The organism is Bittarella sp. HCP28S3_D9 (assembly GCF_052065655.1).
In the GTDB taxonomy this organism is placed as follows: Bacteria; Bacillota; Clostridia; order Oscillospirales; family Ruminococcaceae; genus Bittarella; species Bittarella massiliensis.
This window is the reverse complement of sequence record NZ_JBQHTP010000007.1, coordinates 39,096-57,143: the sequence shown is the minus strand read 5'-3', so window position 1 is coordinate 57,143 and position 18,048 is coordinate 39,096. Positions and strand designations below refer to the sequence as shown.

At 65.4% G+C, this 18,048-nt stretch carries 13 protein-coding genes and 1 CRISPR repeat array; of the genes, 9 read left to right on the top strand and 4 right to left on the bottom strand.

Features of this window, described 5'->3' with window-relative positions:
- The first annotated feature begins 17 nt into the window (after positions 1–17).
- The 4 genes from ACTNAU_RS05575 (at position 18) to ACTNAU_RS05560 (ending at position 5,015) form a co-directional block, all read left to right on the top strand.
- A complete protein-coding gene (locus ACTNAU_RS05575; RefSeq protein WP_441097820.1) occupies positions 18–1,922 on the top strand; it encodes a PTS fructose transporter subunit IIABC in 1,905 nt (634 codons plus the stop codon).
- 43 nt (positions 1,923–1,965) lie between these two features.
- Positions 1,966–2,223: an HPr family phosphocarrier protein gene (locus tag ACTNAU_RS05570; protein ID WP_216402321.1), complete on the top strand. Its 258-nt coding sequence runs from the start codon at positions 1,966–1,968 to the stop codon at positions 2,221–2,223.
- Positions 2,224–2,245: 22 nt separating this feature from the next.
- On the top strand, positions 2,246–3,907 hold the full coding sequence (ptsP, locus tag ACTNAU_RS05565; protein WP_441097819.1) for a phosphoenolpyruvate--protein phosphotransferase: 1,662 nt from the start codon (positions 2,246–2,248) through the stop codon (positions 3,905–3,907).
- Positions 3,908–4,076: 169 nt separating this feature from the next.
- Positions 4,077–5,015, top strand: a complete 939-nt coding sequence (locus ACTNAU_RS05560; protein ID WP_441097818.1) for a hypothetical protein — start codon at positions 4,077–4,079, stop codon at positions 5,013–5,015.
- Here ACTNAU_RS05560 and ACTNAU_RS05555 read toward each other — a convergent pair.
- Together ACTNAU_RS05555 and ACTNAU_RS05550 are read right to left on the bottom strand one after the other, a co-directional pair.
- Positions 4,969–6,333 (bottom strand): MATE family efflux transporter, encoded by a 1,365-nt coding sequence (locus ACTNAU_RS05555; protein ID WP_216402324.1) that lies wholly within the window; start codon positions 6,331–6,333, stop codon positions 4,969–4,971. The two genes, ACTNAU_RS05560 and ACTNAU_RS05555, sit on opposite strands and share 47 nt — an antisense overlap.
- Positions 6,334–6,409: 76 nt before the next feature.
- Positions 6,410–7,891 carry an APC family permease gene (locus ACTNAU_RS05550; protein WP_441097817.1) on the bottom strand — a complete coding sequence of 494 codons (1,482 nt, stop codon included), beginning with the start codon at positions 7,889–7,891 and terminating at the stop codon, positions 6,410–6,412.
- 192 nt (positions 7,892–8,083) lie between these two features.
- On the opposite strand from ACTNAU_RS05550, the gene ACTNAU_RS05545 reads away from it, so the two are divergent.
- Entirely contained in the window at positions 8,084–8,671 is a 588-nt protein-coding gene (locus ACTNAU_RS05545) for a pentapeptide repeat-containing protein (protein ID WP_441097816.1), read from the top strand.
- Between the two features lie 66 nt (positions 8,672–8,737).
- Here the strand turns inward: ACTNAU_RS05545 and ACTNAU_RS05540 are convergent, their stop codons facing one another.
- A complete protein-coding gene (locus ACTNAU_RS05540) occupies positions 8,738–9,622 on the bottom strand; it encodes a YitT family protein (RefSeq protein ID WP_441097815.1) in 885 nt (294 codons plus the stop codon).
- A gap of 509 nt (positions 9,623–10,131) precedes the next feature.
- On the opposite strand from ACTNAU_RS05540, the gene alaS reads away from it, so the two are divergent.
- Positions 10,132–12,786 (top strand): alanine--tRNA ligase, encoded by a 2,655-nt coding sequence (gene alaS / locus ACTNAU_RS05535; RefSeq protein WP_441097814.1) that lies wholly within the window; start codon positions 10,132–10,134, stop codon positions 12,784–12,786.
- 107 nt (positions 12,787–12,893) lie between these two features.
- Positions 12,894–13,232, top strand: coding sequence for a histidine triad nucleotide-binding protein (locus tag ACTNAU_RS05530; RefSeq protein ID WP_021658887.1), 339 nt, complete (start codon positions 12,894–12,896; stop codon positions 13,230–13,232).
- 256 nt (positions 13,233–13,488) lie between these two features.
- Positions 13,489–14,330: direct repeats of the CRISPR family, unit length 33 nt; unit sequence GTCGTCCCCCACGCGGGGGACGTGGATTGAAAT.
- A 214-nt stretch (positions 14,331–14,544) separates the two neighbouring features.
- Here the strand turns inward: ACTNAU_RS05530 and ACTNAU_RS05525 are convergent.
- Complete coding sequence (locus tag ACTNAU_RS05525) at positions 14,545–15,495, bottom strand: NAD(P)-dependent oxidoreductase (protein WP_441097813.1); 951 nt, start codon at positions 15,493–15,495, stop codon at positions 14,545–14,547.
- Between the two features lie 638 nt (positions 15,496–16,133).
- On the opposite strand from ACTNAU_RS05525, the gene ACTNAU_RS05520 reads away from it, so the two are divergent.
- Together ACTNAU_RS05520 and ACTNAU_RS05515 are read left to right on the top strand one after the other, a co-directional pair.
- Complete coding sequence (locus ACTNAU_RS05520) at positions 16,134–17,333, top strand: DegT/DnrJ/EryC1/StrS family aminotransferase (RefSeq protein ID WP_441097812.1); 1,200 nt, start codon at positions 16,134–16,136, stop codon at positions 17,331–17,333.
- On the top strand, positions 17,330–18,031 hold the full coding sequence (locus ACTNAU_RS05515; protein WP_021658894.1) for a sugar transferase: 702 nt from the start codon (positions 17,330–17,332) through the stop codon (positions 18,029–18,031). The genes ACTNAU_RS05520 and ACTNAU_RS05515 overlap by 4 nt, the downstream gene beginning before the upstream one ends.
- Positions 18,032–18,048: the final 17 nt, after the last annotated feature.

Below are 18,048 nucleotides of genomic sequence, written 5' to 3'. Positions count from 1 at the left end.
AGAGGAGTAGGGAAGATATGCGAATCACCGAATTGCTTTGCGAGCAGGGGGTCGCGCTGCACTTTCAGGCCACCGACAAGGCCCAGGCCGTCGACGAGCTGGTAGAGCGGATGGACAGTCTGGGGGTCCTTGCCGACAAGGCCGCCTATAAGGCCCAGATCCTGGCCCGCGAGGAGGAGGGGACCACCGGCATCGGCGAGGGGGTGGCCATCCCCCACGCCAAGGTGGCCGCCGTCAAGCGGGCGGCCCTGGTGGCGGCGGTCTCCCGGGACGGGGTGGATTACGACTCCCTCGACGGGGAGCCCACCCACCTGTTTTTCATGATCGCCGCCCCGGAGGAGGCCAAGAATTTCCACCTGGACCTGCTGGGCCGCCTCTCGGTCCTCCTGATGGACGAGGGGTTCCGCCAAAAGCTGATCGCCGCCCCCACCCCGGCGGAGTTTTTGCGCATCATCGACGAGGCCGACGAGGAGAAGGCGGAGGGGGAAGCCCCGTCACCCGCCCCCGCCGCCGGCTACCAGATCGTGGCGGTCACCGCCTGCCCCACCGGCATCGCCCACACCTATATGGCGGCCGAGGGGCTGGAGCAGAAGGCCGCCGAGCTGGGCGTCTCCATCAAGGTGGAGACCAACGGCTCCGGCGGGGCGAAAAACGTCCTCACCCCCGAGGAGATCGCCGGGGCCAAGGGGGTCATCGTCGCCGCCGACACCCAGGTGGCGATGGAGCGCTTTGACGGCAAGCGGGTGATGCAGACCAGGGTGGCCGACGGCATCTCCAAGCCGGGCGAACTCATCGCCGCGGTGCTGGAGGAAAAGGCCCCCCTCTATCGCGCCCAGGGCGGCGGCCAGCAGCCCTCCCGGTCCCAGGGCAGGGAGGGGGCGGGCCACGCCGTCTACAAGCACCTGATGAACGGCGTCTCCCACATGCTGCCCTTCGTCATCGGCGGCGGCATCCTCATCGCCCTGGCCTTTTTGGCCGACACTCTCCTCGCCCCCGGGGCCGACCCGGCCAACTTCGGCAAAAACTCCCAGCTCGCAAACTTCCTCAAGACGGTGGGGGAGGCGGCCTTCGGCTTCATGCTGCCCATCCTGGCGGGCTACATCGCCTCCTCCATCGCCGACCGGCCGGGGCTGGCCGTGGGCTTTGTGGGCGGCGCCCTGGCCAGCGCCGGGGGCTCGGGCTTCTTGGGGGCGCTGATCGCCGGCTTTGCCGCGGGCTACCTGGTGCTTCTCCTCAAATGGCTCTGCGACAAACTCCCCGTCTCGCTGGAGGGGCTCAAGCCGGTGCTTCTCTACCCCTTCTTCGGCATCCTCGGCATCGGCGCTGTCATCACCTTTGTGGTCAACCCGCCGGTGAGCGCCCTCAACGCCGCCATCTCAAACGGCCTCATCAACATGGGCGAGGCCAGCGGCATCCTGTTGGGGGTGGTGCTGGCCGCCATGATGGCCATCGACATGGGCGGCCCCTTCAACAAGGCGGCCTATGTCTTTGGCACCGCCTCCCTGCTGACGGCCAGCGGCGCCTCCATCTCCTCCGGGCCGATGGCGGCGGTGATGATCGGCGGCATGGTGCCCCCTCTGGCCATCGCCCTCTGCTCCACCTTCTTTAAAAACCGCTTCACCGCCAAAGAGCGCCAGTCCGGTCTCACCAACTACATCATGGGGCTCTCCTTCATCACCGAGGGGGCCATCCCCTTTGCGGCGGCCGACCCGCTGCGGGTCATCCCCGCCTGCGCCATCGGCTCGGCGGTGGCGGGCGGCCTGAGCATGTTCTTCGGCTGCACCCTGCCGGCCCCCCACGGCGGCATCTTCGTCATCCCGGTGGTGCACAACTGGCCCATGTACCTGCTGGCCCTGGCCATCGGCTCGGCGGTGAGCACGCTCCTGCTGGCCCTGTTAAAGAAACCCGTCGGGGAGGACTGACCCCCCGCCGACCACCCACCATCCAAACAAGGAGGAATCGATCGTGACTACATTCACCTACACCATCACCGACGCGTCCGGCATCCACGCCCGCCCCGCGGGCCTGCTAGTCAAACAGGCGGCCGGGTTCCCCTGCGCCATCACCCTGCAAAAGGGGGAGAAGACCGCCGACGCCAAGCGCATTTTCGCCGTCATGAGCCTGGCCGCCAAACAGGGCGAGACCATCACCGTCTCCTGCGACGGCGAGGGCGAGGCCGAGGCGGCAAAGGCCCTGGAGGCCTTTTTGGCGGAACATCTCTAGCGGACAGAAAGGGGCGGTCTCTGTGATTCGCATCAAAGGAAAGGGCGTCTCGGGCGGCGTCGCCATCGGGCGGCTCCACTTCTACGAAAACCGGCGCCAACAGGTGGAGCGCCGCCACGTTGCGGACGCGGCGGCCGAGCTCGCCCGGTTTGAGGCGGCGGCCCAGACGGCGGCCCAGCAGCTGGGCGCGCTGCACGACCGGGCCGTGGGCGAGGTGGGGGAGTCGGGCGCCCAGATCTTTGAGATCCACCAGATGATGCTCGAGGACCTGGACTACCGCGAGTCCATCGCCGACATCATCCAGCGCCAAAAGGTCAACGCCGAGTACGCCGTGGCCGCCACCGGGGAGAACTTCTCCCAGATGTTTTCCGAGATGGACGACGAGTACATGCGCGCCCGTGCCGCCGACGTGAAGGACGTCTCCGACCGGCTGCTGCGGGTGCTCGCCGGCCAGGGCGACGCCCTCATCGGCGGGGAGGAGCCGGTCATCGTCGCCGCCGGGGACCTGACCCCCAGCGAGACGGTGCAGCTTGACAAGGAAAAGGTGCTGGCCTTCGCCACTGCCGAGGGCTCCTCCAACTCCCACACCGCCATCCTCGCCCGGACCATGCAGATCCCCGCCGTCATCGGCCTGGGGGCAGGGCTCGACCGCCGCTACGACGGGGTCCTCTGCGCGGTGGACGGCGCCGCCGGCGAGCTGGTGGTGGACCCCGACGAGCAGACCCTGGCCGCCCTGCGCCAAAAGCAGCGGGAGGACGAGGAGGCCGAGGCGCTGCTGCAATCCCTGCGGGGGCAGGAAAACGTCACCAAGGACGGCCGGCACATCGACGTGTTTGCCAACGTGGGCAGCGTCGCCGACGTGGGGCTGGCCCTGCAGAGCGACGCCGGCGGGGTGGGGCTCTTTCGCAGCGAGTTCCTCTACCTGGAAAACAGCGATTACCCCACCGAGGGGGAGCAGTTTGCCGCCTACAAGGCCGCGGGCGAGATCCTCGCCGGGCGGCGGGTCATCATCCGCACCCTGGACATCGGCGCCGACAAGCAGATCGGCTACTTCCACCTCCCCAAAGAGGAAAACCCCGCCCTGGGGTACCGGGCCATCCGCCTCTGTCTCGACCGGGAGGAGATGTTCAAGACCCAGCTGCGGGCCATCCTCTGCGCCTCCGCCTTCGGCAACCTGGCCATCATGGTCCCCATGGTCATCTCGGTGGAGGAGGTGCGCCGGGTCAAGGCCCTCCTCGACGGGCTCAAGGCCGAACTGCGGGAACAGGGCGTCAAGTTCGACGAGGGGATCCCCCTGGGCATCATGATCGAGACCCCGGCCGCCGCCCTGATCGCCGACGAGTTGGCGCAGGAGGTCGACTTTTTCAGCATCGGCACCAACGACCTCACCCAGTACACCCTGGCCATCGACCGGCAGAACGCCCAGTTGGAGTCCCTCTACGACCCCCACCACAAGGCCATCCTGCGGCTGATCCGCCGGGTGGTGGAGAGCGCCCACCAGGCGGGCATCTGGGTGGGCGTCTGCGGGGAGCTGGGGGCCGACCTTTCCCTCACCGAGACCTTTTTGGCCCTGGGGGTCGACGAGCTCTCGGTCTCCCCGGGCCGGGTGCTGGCGGTGCGCCGGCAGGTGCGGGCCTGCGACCTCTCCCGCCGGGAGGAGATCCTCGCCGCCATCGGCCGCTAAGGGGCCGCCGAAGAGACAGAAAAAGGGCCCCCGCACCGGAACACACCGGTGCGGGGGCCCTTTTTTGCGGCGGGATGCGGTCTGTGAAAAGGGGACTATTTTGCCCCCGCTCGCCCCATACTCTACTAAAAAGCGCCGTGTCCGGCGGCGCGGGAGGGGAGAGATGGGGATGAAGCGGTTGGGAAAGGCACTGGCGGCGGCCCTGGCCTTCTGGCTGGCCCTGGCCCTCTCGGGCTGGGCCGGCCCGGCCCTGGCCCGCCGGGTGGAGAGCAGCCCCCGGCTGCTGGCCCTCTACGCCAGCGGGGGAGAGTTTGAGCAAAACCCCTATTTCAGCGAGGAGAGCCAGGCGCGCTTCGGGGTGCCCCTGGACCTGCTTTCCCCCCTGGGGCTTGCGTCGCCGGTGTCCCAGGCCGAACTCTGCCGCCAGTACGCCCAGCGGGCGGAGGAGATGGCCTACCTCCTCTGCCAAAACCAGCCCTACCTCGAGTACCTGCAGGGGGAGGGGACCGGCCTCGCCGGGTTGGCGGAGTACTGCCAGCGGGTGGCCCAGCTCCCCGACAACCTGACCTACGCCTGCCGCTACCTCCTCTTTTTGCTCTGGGTGCTCTTTTTGCACCTGCTCCTGCGCAACCGGCCCGCCCTCTATTTCGGGATGGGGCTGCTCTGCCTGCTGGCCACCGGCTTCAAGCTCTCGGGCAACCTGTTGGCGGCGGCCCTGCTGGGCAGCCCCGCCGCCCTGCACGGGGTGGCTGAAGGGGCGGTGCCGCCCCTGTTGGAGGCCATGCTCACCTTCCTCATCTTCGACATCACCCTCCTCTCCCTCGAGCAGTCCCGGCTGGGCAGAAAGCTGGCCCCCCTCTACCGGGACCTGCCGGCTTTGCAGACCCTTGTCGCCACCCTCTCCGTCGCCCCGGCCTCCCCCGCCCTCTACCGCAGCCGGGTGGAGCGGTCCCTGCCCCACTTCGCCGCCTACGCCAAACAGAATAGGAGCCGAAGGGCGAAGGCCCTTCGGCTCCAGCGGGCGGTGGAGGCCCTGGCGGGACCCCACACCAACCAGTCCTTTATCCGCGACTTGGTGCGGCTGCAGACCCTCCTTCCAAACCGCTAGACGCGACCTTTTTCATGTACCACAGGCAGAGCAGCAGGGAGAAGAGGGTGGCCAGGGGGGCGGCAAAGCCCACCGGCGTGAGGCTCCCCCTGCCGCTGCGGGAGAAGAAGAAGGAGAGGGGGATGCGCACCAGAAAGGTGGAGAGCAGGCTGTGCACCAGGGGGAAGACCGGGTGCCCGCCCCCGCTCAAAAAGGCGTTCATACAGAAGACGAAGCAGACGGCCATGCAGTCGGCGCTGTATGCCCGCAGGTAGCCGCTCCCCGCCGCCACCACCCGGGGGTCGCCGGTGAAGAGCCCCACCAGGGCTGGGGCCTGTAACTGGGCGGCCAGAAAACAGCCTGCCCCGAACACCAGCGAGAGGGCGATGGCCATCTTGAGGCAGCGCTTGGCCCGCCCCATCATCCCCGCGCCCCGGTGCTGGGCGGTCATGGCCGAGAGGGCGGCGGCAAAGGCGGTGGTGGGAAGCATGGAGAAGGCGATCAGCTTCTCCACCACCCCCACGGCGGCCGCCGCCACCAGCCCCAGCCCGTTGAGGATGGCGGTGATGATGAGGAAGGAGAGGTTGACCAGTCCCTCCTGCAGGGCGATGGGGGCCCCGGTGGCCAGCACCTGTTTGGCCGCCACCAGCTTGAAGCAGGGCGCGCCGCCCCGGTACTTGCGCACCAGCCCCCGCCCGGCCAGGTAGAACAGGGCCAGCACCAGGCTCGCCACCTGGGCGAGGACGGTCGAGACCGCGGCCCCGGCCGCCCCCTGGCGCATCACCCCCACAAAGAGCACGTCGGTGGAGACGTTGATGACACAGGCCAGGGCGATGAGCAGCAGCGGGGTGCGGGAGTCCCCCAGCCCCCGCAGGATGCCGCTGACGGCGTTGTACCCCACAATGAAGGGGATGCCCAGGGCGCAGAGAAAGAGGTACTGCCGGGTGGTGGCCAGGGCCTCGGCGGGCACCTGCATCAAGTTGCAGATGGGGTCGAGGAGGAGCAGGGTGGCGGCGCAGAGGGCCAGGGAGAGCAGCCCGAACACCCAGAAGATGGTCTTGACCGCGCTGGCCACCTCCCGCCCCCGGCGGGCGCCGTAGTACTGGCCGATGAGCACCGTCCCCCCCGCGGTCAGGCCGATGGAGAGGCCGGTGATGGTCTGCATCACCTGGCCGCCGGTGGCCACCGCGCAGACCCCCACCGAGTCGGAAAACCGCCCCACCATGAACAGGTCCGAGGCCCCGTAGCAGGCCTGCAGGATGTTTGCCAGCAAAAAGGGGAGCGAGAACCGCACCAGTGTCCCAAAGGCGCTCCCCTCCGTCAGCCGCCGTCCCTCCATTTTGATTCCCCCCAAAATTCCTGTATTTTTTCATTCCTATGCGAAGGGGGAGCGGTTCATGCGCTCCACCGGGATTTCAGCGGGCCAACAGGGCCAGGTTGAGCCCCAAGACCAACAGGGCGGCGGCCGCCACCGCCCAGGCCCAGCGGTGGAAGGAGCGGTCCATCTTTCGGCTCTCCTCCGGCCCCGGCAGCGGGGGCAGGGGGGGCAGCGCGATCTCCGCCCCCCGCCTTCCCCGGCGGCAGAGGGCGTAGAGCAGCAGCCCCAGGGCCGACCAGGCCGCCCCCGCCAGGGCGGCGAAGGGGTCTAACTGGGTCATCATCACCAGGTAGACGGCAATGCTCACCGGCGCCCCCACCCAGAGCAGGGGGGCCCGGTAGGGCCGGGTCAGGTCGGGCTTGTGCAGCCGCAGCCCGCAGGCCGCGGCGATGCCGATGACGTAGTAAAAGAGGGTCGCGAAGAGGGAGAGGGAGGCGATGTAGGCGATGGAGCCGGTGCCCACCAGCAAAACCATCAGCCCCCCGATGACGGCCACGGCCGCGGCGGGGGTGTGCCAGCGGGGGTGCAGCCTGCCGAAGACGGCGGGGGCCGCCCCGTCCCTGGCCATGGTGTAGAGGTAGCGCGCCGGGGCCGACACCCCGGCGTTGAGGGTGGAGAAGTCGCCCCCAAAGGCGATGCCCGCGCAGAGGAGCACCAGGGGGAAGCCCACCACCCCGGCCAGGCGCATCCCCTCGGCATAGGGGGCGGCCGCCGTGGCCAGCTGCCCCAGGGCGTCCCCCGGCACCAGGGCCACCAGCGCCCACTGGAACAGCCCGTTGACCGCAAAGACCAAAAACGGGGCCAGGAAGAGGGCCCGGGGCAGGTTTTTCTGGGGGTAGCGGATCTCCTCCCCCATGGCGCAGCAGGTCTCAAACCCGGCAAAACACCACCAGATGAGACAGACGCACCCCAGAAAGCCGCTGGGGGTCAGGCTGGACGGGTCGGGCACCGCCACCGTCCCGCCGCCGGTCAGGGAGGGCAGCAGGGAGAGCACCCAGACCGCCGCCACCCCCCAGAAGAAAAAGAGGAACCCGTTTTGCAGCCGCCCGGTCATCTCCACCCCCCGCACGGCCAGCAGCAAAAAGGCCGCCAGGGTGATGCAGGCCACCCACCGGTCCGAGAGGGGCAGCTCGATCCCCAGGGCCCCCAGCAGGGTGCGCAGGTAGAAGCTGAAGGCCAGGGCCTCGCCGCTGGCCACCGACACCATGGAGATGATGAAGTTCCACCCCGCCAGCATCCCAAAGGGCCGCCCCAACCCCAGGGACGCGTATTGATATGTACCCCCGGAAAAGGGGAGGGCGGCCCCCATCTCGGCGTAGAGCAGGGCGGGGTAGATGCTCACCAGCATGGCCGCCAGGGTGGCGAGGATGGTGGCGGGCCCCAGCATCCCCACCACGTTGGCCCCCACGGTGAACAGCCCCACCCCGATCACCGTTCCCACCGTCAGGGTGATGGTCTCCCGCAGCCCCAGACAGCGCCTCAGTCCGGCCTGCGCCGGGTCGCTTTTGCAGTTTTGCATGGCATTCCTTCCTCTCACAGCAATGTTTGGCCGTCCGCGCGGCCTCCGCCAGTCTACGGGAAGGTGGGAAAAAAGGTGTGCCCGGCCGCGCTCGTCAGCCCCATTGTCCCGCCGGGCGGGATGTGCTATAATCCCCTCATATCCCTTCCCCGCCCTGTGGGCGGCGAGGAGGGGGCGGGGAGGGATTGCAAAATGGTGGAAAACGGCTCCTTTGAAGACCGCCTTTTCGAGGGGGTGCGGCTGGAAGGGGAGACCCTTGCGGGGTGCACCTTTGCCGACTGCACCTTTCGCGACTGCGCCGCCGAAAACTGCCGGCTGCTGGGCTGCACCTTCTCCGGCTGCCGGTTCGAGGGGTGCCGGGTGACCAACCTGCGCAGCGAGGGGTCGGAACTCCGCGGCACCGACTGGGTCGCCTCCTCCCTGGTGGGGGTCAACTGGGGCGAACTGCTGCCCAGCGGCCGCTTTGCCGAGCCGGTCAGCAGCCTGGAGGACTGCCAGCTCAGGTACAACACCTTCACCGGGATGAGCCTGCGCCGGTTTGACTTTTCCAGCTGCGCCCTCCTGCGCTCCACCTTCGGCGAGTGCGACCTCCTCGAGAGCCGCTTTTTCGGCTGCCGGTTGGAGGGGACCGAGTTTTTTAAGTGCGACCTGCGGAGGGCGGACTTCCGCGAGGCGACGGGGTACGAGATCGACGTTCTCACCAGCCGGATGAAGGGGGCCCGCTTCTCCTTCCCCGAGGCCGTCAACCTCCTCCGCTCCCTGGAGGTCACCGTTGAGTGAGCGTCCCCGACAGGCAAAAGAGAGGGCCCCCGGACAGCGCTGCCGTCCGGGGGCCTCTTCCTTTTTTTATCGGGTCTGTTCAGGGCGGCGACGGCGCTCCTGCTCAAAGGAGAAGCCGCGCCCCCGCACCTCCCCCACCTCGCTGAGCACCATGAAGGCCTGGGGGTCGATGGCGGTCACCACCGATTTGAGCCGGGCCAGTTCCCGGTTGGAGACCACCGCCATCACCACCTGTTGGTTGGCCAGCAGGTAGCCGGTGGTGGCCGCCAGCAGGGTGGTGCCCCGCTCCAGCTGTTCCTGAATGGCCTGACTGATCTCCTGGTACTTGGGGCTGATGATCATGGCCTGGGTCTGGCTCTTGCCCAGCAGCAGCACCCGGCTCATCACCAGGGCGCTGATGAGGACTTCCAGCACCCCGAAGAGCACCTGTTCGGCGCTGGAATAGCCGATTTGGCAGAGCAGGATCACCGTGTCAAAGCTGTACATCAGCCCCGCCAGGGGCAGCCCCATCTTCTCGTGGAGGATCACCGGCGGGATGTCCATCCCCCCGGTGGAGGAGCCCACCCGCAGCACCAGGCCGACCCCCAGCCCCACCAGCAGCCCGCTGTACACTGTCTGCAGGAGGATGTTGTCGGTGAAGGAGGTCAGGGCGGGGACAGACTGAAACAGCTTGACAAATAGCGGGTAGAGCACCGAGGAGAGGAGGGTGGACAGGGCAAAGCGCCGCCCCAAAAAGGCCGCCCCCACGAAGAAGAGGACGAAGTTGAGGGCAGAGAGCGCCAACGAGATGTCCACCGGCAGCAGGTGGCTGATGAGCAGGGCCAGGCCGGTGGCCCCGCCGGAAATCAGCCCCCCGGGCACGATAAAGGCCACCACCCCCAGGGCCAAGATGGCGTTCCCCGCCACGATGAAGGGGACCTTCTTCCCCTCCTCTTTCCAGTCGATTTTCATCTCCGGTCACGTCCTTTCTCTCTAGCTTTTCCAAACAGGGCCAGTATACGCGATTTGGCCCCGTTTTTCCAGGGTGAGCGCCAAAAAAGAGGCGCTTTTCGCCGATTTTGGGTGCCCGGTCTGGGCGGGCGGGGAAAATGGCCTGAAAAAGCCGCCTTTTCCTTGACAAATGGCGGCCGGTGCGTGTACAATCATCTTTGTGAAAGACGCTGAAGAGGAAGGCTGTGCGCCTCCCCACCCAGAGAGGGGCCCCTGTGCTGAAAGGGCCCTTGGGCGGGGCGCATGGCTGCCGCCTTGGAGTTTCGCCGGGAGGACCGGCGGCGGGCCCGGCCCCGTTACGGCCGCAAAGAGGCGGGGGCCTTTACGCCCTGCGCAATTTGGGTGGTACCGCGGAAACTGACAGCTTTCGTCCCAGAGTGGGGGCGGGGCTGTTTTTTTGTACGCCGCAACCGCCGGCTAAGGGCAGACCCCTTTGGCGCAACCAACGAGAAAAGAGGAGCGAGTCGATCGTGAAATGGACTGGACTGAATCAACTGCGGGAAGAGTTTCTCGCCTTTTTTGAGGAGAAGGGTCACACCCGCCTCCCCAGCGCCCCGCTGGTGCCCCAGGGGGACAACAGCCTCCTGCTCATCAACTCGGGGATGGCCCCGCTGAAAAAGTACTTCCTCGGGCAGGAGACCCCGCCCAACGTCCGGGTCACCACCTGCCAGAAGTGCATCCGCACCCCCGACATCGAGCAGGTGGGCAAGACCGCCCGCCACGGCACCTACTTTGAGATGCTGGGCAACTTCTCCTTTGGCGACTACTTCAAGAAAGAGGCCATCGCCTGGGCCTGGGAGTTCATCACCCAGCGGCTGGAGATCCCGGTGGACAAGCTCTGGGTCACCATCTACCTGGACGACGACGAGGCCTACGATATCTGGACCAAGGAGATCGGCGTGGCCCCCGAGCGGGTGGTCCGCCTGGGCAAGGAGGACAACTTCTGGGAGATCGGCGCCGGCCCCTGTGGCCCCTGCTCCGAGATCTACTTTGACCGGGGCGAGAAGTACGGCTGCGGCAGCCCCGACTGCGGCCCCGGCTGCGAGTGCGATCGCTTCATGGAGTTTTGGAACCTGGTGTTCTCCCAGTTTGTCAACGACGGCGAGGGCAACTACACCGAGATGGAGCACAAGAACATCGACACCGGCATGGGGCTCGAGCGCCTCGCCTGCCTGATGCAGGGGGTGGACAACCTCTTTGAGGTGGACACCGTCCAGAACATCATGAAGCACATCAGCAAGATCGCCGGCGTCCACTACGGCGAGGACCCCCGCACCGACGTCTCCCTGCGGGTGGTGACCGACCACATCCGCTCCACCGTCTTCATGGTTTCCGACGGGGTGGTGCCGCAAAACGAGGGCCGGGGCTACGTGCTGCGCCGGCTGCTGCGCCGGGCCGCCCGCCACGGCCGGCTGCTGGGCATCGACCGGGCCTTCCTCTACCAGGTCTGCGACACCGTCATCGACGAGAACATCGGTGCCTACCCCGAGTTGGGCGAAAAGCGGGAGTACATCAAAAAGGTCATCCAGAACGAAGAGCTCCGCTTTGAAAAGACCATCGACCAGGGGATGGAGCTGCTGAGCACCATGCTCGACCACATCAGCGCCGAGCAGATCAAGGCCGGCAAGGCCGTCCTCCCCGGGGACGAGGCCTTCAAGCTCTACGACACCTTCGGCTTCCCCATCGACCTGGTGCGGGAGATCGTGGCCGAGCGGGAGATCGGCCTGGACGAAGCGACCTTCAACGAGCTGATGGAGCAGCAGCGCCAGCGGGCCCGCGCCGCCAGGGAGCAGATGGACACCATCGCCTGGTCGGAGGACGTCACCGCCGAGCTGGACCTGCCCCGCACCGCGTTTGTGGGCTATGAAAAGCTGGACGCGGTGGCCCGCCTGGCCTGCATCATCGCAGGCGGTCAGCTGGCCGACAGCGTCACCGCCGGCGAGCAGGCCACCCTCATCTTCGACACCACCCCTTTCTATGCCGAGAGCGGCGGACAGGTGGGGGACCGGGGCGCCATCACCGGCGAGGGGGTCGCCGCCCTGGTGGAGGACTGCACCAAGTCCCCCACCGGCCAGTACCTCCACACCGTCACCGTGCAGTGCGGCACCCTCCACACCGGCGATGCCCTGCGCCTCTCGGTGGACAAGGACTACCGCGCCGCCGTGGCCCGCAACCACACCTCCGCCCACCTGCTGCAGGCCGCCCTGCGGGAGGTGCTGGGCGAGCATGTCCACCAGGCCGGCCAGCTGGTGACCAAGGACCGCGTCCGCTTTGACTTCTCCCACTTCTCCTCCATGAGCGGGCTGGAACTGGCCCAGGTGGAGGAGCTGGTCAACCGCAAGATCATGGAGGCCCTGCCCACCGACGTGCGGGAGATGCCCATTGAGGAGGCCAAGCAGCTGGGGGCCATGGCCCTCTTTGGCGAGAAGTACGGCGACACCGTCCGGGTCTGCTCGGTGGGGGATTTCTCCCGCGAGTTCTGCGGCGGCACCCACGTGAAGAACACCGGCTGCATCGGGCTGTTCAAGATCCTCTCCGAGAGCTCGGTGGCCGCCGGCGTCCGCCGGATCGAGGCCGTCACCGGCTTCGGTGTCATCCGCCAGCTCGACCGCGACCAGGAGACCATCCAGCAGGCCGCCCGGGCCCTGAAACTGCAAAACCCCGCCGACTTGGTGGAGAAGGCCGAGTCGGTGATGGGCGAGCTCAAGCGCTGCGGCAAGCAGATCGAGGAGCTGGGCAGCCAGCTGGCTGCCATCCAGATGGACAGCCTCTTCGAGCAGGCCACCGAGGTGGGGAACGTGCGACTGGTCAGCGCCTCCTTCACCGGCACCGACGCCAAGAGCCTGCGCTCGATGGGCGAGCGGGTGCGGGACAAGGCGCCGCGGATGGTGGCCGTCCTCTCCACCGTGGTCGACGGCAAGGGCACCATCTGTGTGTCCTGCGGCAAAGAGGCCGTTGAGGCCGGGGTCCACGCCGGCAACCTGGTCAAGGAGATCGCCAAACTGGCCGGGGGCAGCGGCGGCGGCCGGGCCGACAACGCCATGGCCGGCGTCAAGGAAATTTTCAAAATCGACGAGGCCATCGCCCAGGTGCCCAGCATCATCGCCCGAATGATCGCCCACTAGCGCCTTTCCCGCCCCGCCTTTGACAGGGTGCGGCGTCAGCGCTTACACAAAATCGCCCGGCGGGCGGGGGAGAGCCCCTGCCCGCCGGCAGAAGGGAGGAGTGCCCAGTGGATTGCCTTTTTTGCAAGATCGCAGGGGGGGAGATCCCCTCAAAAAAGCTCTATGAGGACGACTCGATCCTGGCCTTTTACGATGTCGACCCCCAGGCGCCGGTCCACTTTCTGGTCATCCCCAAGGCCCACATCGCCAGCTGCGACGAGCTGACCGAAGAAAACAGCGCCATTGTCGCCCACATCTTCGCCACCATCGCCAAGCTGGCGGGGGAGCTGGGGCTGAAAGACGGCTACCGCATCGTCAACAACTGCGGCAAGGATGGCGGCCAGACGGTGGGTCACCTGCACTTTCACGTGCTGGCCGGCCGCTCGCTGGCCTGGCCCCCGGGCTGATTGCCCTGCCCTCGCATATCCCTCGATTCAAAGAGCTGGACGCGTCTGCGTCCAGCTCTTTTGCGCGCTTTTCCCCCAATTCGCGGGTGCGAACCCCAAGTGCACATCCATTTGCCGGGAGGTTCGCACTGTAGAATGCCGGCCTTTTGCGGTGGAATGGAGAAATTCGGAGAAAATAGGATTTGCATTTGACAGGATTTTGTGAAAAGAGTATCCTAAATAGGAAAGCAGCGTCTTGTTTTTGTGCTGTTTTGCGGTCGTCCCCCACGCGGGGGACGTGGATTGAAATGAGCTCTCGGAGGACGGTCAAACCGGGCTCTACCAAGTCGTCCCCCACGCGGGGGACGTGGATTGAAATTGTCCATGCTTTTCCGCCGAGATGTGAGGACGTGGTCGTCCCCCACGCGGGGGACGTGGATTGAAATTCTTCATCCTCTCCATAATCCAGCAGCTTGACCGTCGTCCCCCACGCGGGGGACGTGGATTGAAATTTGGGTGACTTCATCCCACGGCCCACTCTTGCTTGTCGTCCCCCACGCGGGGGACGTGGATTGAAATGATTATGAAAACATCAACAAAGAGATTGAAAAAGGTCGTCCCCCACGCGGGGGACGTGGATTGAAATGGAATATATGGAACAGGAGGAACAGCCATGAAAGTCGTCCCCCACGCGGGGGACGTGGATTGAAATGCATATAGTCCCGTTGACGTGTCCGCAAGGAGCGGTCGTCCCCCACGCGGGGGACGTGGATTGAAATTTTACGCCCCGGCGGGTAAAACGCCGGAAGTCATGTCGTCCTCCACGCGGGGGACGTGGATTGAAATTCCAGATTAGAGGCGACTGTCCGGCATTGCTGATGTCGTCCCCCACGCGGGGGACGTGGATTGAAATTTGTTGAAGTAGAAGCCGTATGGAGCTGTTGTCTGTCGTCCCCCACGCGGGGGGCGTGGATTGAAATTTTGAGCAGGCTCTTTGAGCGGGCCAGGGAGAATAGTCGTCCCCCACGCGGGGGGCATGGATTGAAATTATAATAGCATTTACTACCATAAAAAGGAAAACTATTGGTCGTCCCCCATGCGGGGGATGTGGATTGAACTATTTGTCCTTCTGGCGCTACACTTTTTACGGGGGTCGTCGTCCCCCCATTCGGGGACACAACCCAAAACCTCAGCGCCTGCACAGATACAGCCGCTGTGCAAACTTCCTATTCCAAAGCGCAACGCCCTACATACACCCCACAACAAAAAGGAGCTGGAACAGCATCTGCTGCTTCAGCTCCTTCTTTTACCCACTTGATTCGCCAAGCGAGGCTCAGACGATGACGTTGCGGGGCTCTCCCCGGCAGAAGGCGGCGATGTTTTCCCCCAACAGATCGACAAGGCGCTGGCGGGTCTCCAGCCCCTTCCAACCCATGTGGGGGGTGAGGACCACGTTGTCCAGGGTGTAGAGCGGGTTGTCCGGCCGGGGGGGCTCCTGCTCCAACACATCTAGTCCGGCCCCGGCGATCTGTCGGGCGGCCAGGGCCCGAATGAGGGCGGGCTCGTCGATCAAAGCCCCACGGGAGGTGTTGATGAGGAAGGCGGTCGGTTTCATCTTGGCGAGGGCCGCCTCGTCGATCAGATGTCGGGTCTGATCGGTGAGGGGACAGTGGAGGGTCACGGCATCGCTCTCCCGCAGCAGGGTGTCGAGGGGGACATACCGCACCCCCTCCTCGTCGGGCCGAGGGGTGCGGGTGTAGGCCAGTACCTCCATGTCAAAGGCGTGGGCCAGGCGGATGACCGCCCGACCGATGTGACCGGCCCCGACGACCCCCAGGGTCTTGCCGTTGAGCTCCAGGTGGTCGACCTGGAGAAACTGCTCAAAATTGCTGTGATCGCCCCGGCAGAGCATGGCCTGCTGCTTCTGCATGGAGGAAAAGAGGTTGAGCAGCAGCAAAAAGACGGTGTGCGCAACCCGCTGGGTGCTGTAGGCGGGGATGTTGCAGACGGTGATCCCCCGGGCCTTGGCGGCGGCCAGGTCGATGTTGTTGTAGCCGGTCCCCGCCTCGCAGAGGAGCTTGACCGAATCGGGGAACCGGCGGATGCTCTCGGCGGAGACGGACATCTCCTTGGTCACCACAATGTCGTATCCCTGAATGCGCTCCAGCAGCTGCCCCTCGTCGGTGGCGCCGTAGACGGTGACCTGGGAGGCGATGTGGGAGAAGTCGATTTTGCCGTCGTAGTTGATGCGGTCGGCGTTGAGGACCACAGTTTTATCCTTCACAAAAGTACCCTCTTTCTCTCTTTTTTACAGTTTGCCCCTGCCAAAACAGGCATTTCACCTCTTTGGGAGTGGGGCGGCAGGCGGCATGGGTGGGATCACCCGCCGGTGAGCAGGGCGGCCCGACAAATCTACCGCGCGGCTGCAAGCCCTTGCGGACGCAGCGGGGAGCGCCAGAGGGGAAGTGGGAAGCCCTTTCAGCTGGGTTTTGCCGCCTGCTTATCTACCCGCCCTACCCACTGCAAGGCGCGCCGCTGGGCCGCGGGCAGGATGCAGGTACTGGGTGCGCCGCAGCCCGGCAATCTCCGCAGAGCAGCCGCATTTTTGTCATTATACCACAAGCGGCCACAGACGGTACAGAGAGGAGGATAAAAGTCACGCAAAAGGAAAAAATGTACATGAAAGATGACCCTGAAACGGCCGCCAAAAACGAGAACATGAACCCTCCGTGAACGCCGTCTGAAAAGCCGGGGGAGAAAATGAATTTTCCGTGATAAAGTGCGCCCATTTCTTGACAGGCCATGGGGAAACGATTACAATTGATTCAAGCAAGGTCGGCCCAATGCTGCCTCGGGCAGGGTGCCGTCCTTTCTTCTGTGGCTTATCCACCGAGTAATCAAGAGAAATGAGTGCGATTTGTAATGAAAATTCCCTTTTCTCCCCCGGATATCAGCGAACAGGACATCGCCAATGTAGTCGACGCCCTCCGTTCGGGTTGGATCACCACCGGCCCTAAGACCAAACAGCTGGAAAAGGACCTCTCCGCCTACTGCGGCACCTCCCACACCGCCTGCCTCAACTCGGCCACCGCCGCGCTGGAACTCTCTCTGCGGGTGCTGGGCATCGGCCCGGGGGACGAGGTCATCACCTCCGCATATACCTACACGGCCTCCTGCAGCGTCATCTGCCACGTGGGTGCCACCCCGGTCCTCATCGACGTGGACGAGGGCAGCTACCACATGTCGGTCGCCAATCTGGAAAAGGCCATCACCCCGAGAACCAAGGCGGTCATTCCGGTGGACATCGGCGGGGTGCCCGCCGACTACGACGCCATCTTCTCGGTGTTGGAGCGAAAAAAAGACCTCTTCACCCCGTCTGGCGACCTGCAAAAGGCCATCGGCCGGGTGGCCGTGGTGGCGGACGCCGCCCACTCGGTAGGGGCCACCTACAAGGGCAGGCAGATCGGCTCTGTGGCCGACTTCACCTGCTTTTCCTTCCACGCGGTGAAAAACCTCACCACCGCCGAGGGGGGGAGCGCCACCTGGCTGGACTTTCCCGGCATCGACGGGGAGGAGATCTACCGCCAGTTCATGCTGCTCTCCCTGCACGGGCAGACCAAAGACGCCCTCTCCAAGAACAAGTTGGGCGCCTGGGAGTACGACATCGTCTCCCCGGCCTACAAGTGCAACATGACCGATATTTTGGCGGGCCTGGGGCAGAGCCAGTTGGAGCGCTATCCCCAGCTGTTGGCCGAGCGCCGCTCCGTGATTGCGCGCTACGACGCCGCCTTTGCCGGCAAGCTGGAGGTCATGCCCCACTACACCGGGGAATACCAGTCCTCCGGCCACCTCTATCTGACCCGGATCCCCGGCTACAGCCTGGAAAAGCGAAACGCCCTCATCGAGCGCATCGCCGAGAAGGGGGTCGCCACCAACGTCCACTACAAGCCGCTGCCGCTGTTGAGCGCCTACAAAAACCTGGGTTTTGACATTGCCGATTACCCCAACGCCTACGCCCAGTTTGTAAACGAGGTTACCCTTCCCCTGTACAGCACCCTCACCGATGAGCAGGTGGAATATGTGATTGCAGCGGTCCTGCAAAGCCTTGAGGAAGATGTATGATACCAGGGAAACTGACGGGGGCGATGGACGCCCCCATCATCCACCAATACAGGGACAGGCTGCTCAAGAAAAAGGGGAGCCTTCTCTGCAAGCGGGCCTTTGACCTGATCGTCAGCGCCCTGATGCTCATCTGCCTGTCGCCGCTGCTGCTGGTGCTGGCGGTGGTCATCAAGTGCGACTCCCGCGGGCCGGTCTTTTTTCGGCAGGAGCGGATCACCACCGGCGGCAAGCCCTTTCGCATCTTTAAGTTCCGCACCATGGTGCAGGACGCGGACAAGCTGGGCAGCGCCGTCACCGCCCCCGGCGACAGCCGGGTCACCCGGGTGGGGGACAAGCTGCGCGTCTACCGGCTGGACGAGCTGCCCCAGCTCATCAACGTCTTTTTGGGGCAGATGACCTTTGTGGGTACCCGCCCCGAGGTGCCCCAGTACGTGGACGCCTACACCGATGAGATGCGGGCCACCCTGCTGCTGCCGGCGGGGATCACCTCCAACGCCAGCATCAAGTTCAAAGACGAGCAGACCATCCTCAACCAGGCCATGGAAGAGGGCTGCAGCGACATCGACCAGGCCTATGTCACCCGGGTGCTGCCCGCCAAGATGCGCTACAACCTGGAATACCTGCAAAACTTCGGCCTCGGGGAGGATTTCAAGCTGATGTGGAAAACCGTCATGGGGGTTTTCTTTCACCAGGACTAAAACAGAGAAAAAGAGCG

Bases quoted from the DNA above. Each gene is read 5' to 3' on its own strand.
- ACTNAU_RS05575 (WP_441097820.1), top strand. From the start codon at position 18: ATGCGAATCACCGAATTGCTTTGCGAGCAGGGGGTCGCGCTGCACTTT.
- ACTNAU_RS05560 (WP_441097818.1), top strand. From the start codon at position 4,077: ATGAAGCGGTTGGGAAAGGCACTGGCGGCGGCCCTGGCCTTCTGGCTG.
- ACTNAU_RS05555 (WP_216402324.1), bottom strand. From the start codon at position 6,333: ATGGAGGGACGGCGGCTGACGGAGGGGAGCGCCTTTGGGACACTGGTG.
- ACTNAU_RS05550 (WP_441097817.1), bottom strand. From the start codon at position 7,891: ATGCAAAACTGCAAAAGCGACCCGGCGCAGGCCGGACTGAGGCGCTGT.
- ACTNAU_RS05545 (WP_441097816.1), top strand. From the start codon at position 8,084: ATGGTGGAAAACGGCTCCTTTGAAGACCGCCTTTTCGAGGGGGTGCGG.
- ACTNAU_RS05540 (WP_441097815.1), bottom strand. From the start codon at position 9,622: ATGAAAATCGACTGGAAAGAGGAGGGGAAGAAGGTCCCCTTCATCGTG.
- ACTNAU_RS05520 (WP_441097812.1), top strand. From the start codon at position 16,134: ATGAAAATTCCCTTTTCTCCCCCGGATATCAGCGAACAGGACATCGCC.
- ACTNAU_RS05515 (WP_021658894.1), top strand. From the start codon at position 17,330: ATGATACCAGGGAAACTGACGGGGGCGATGGACGCCCCCATCATCCAC.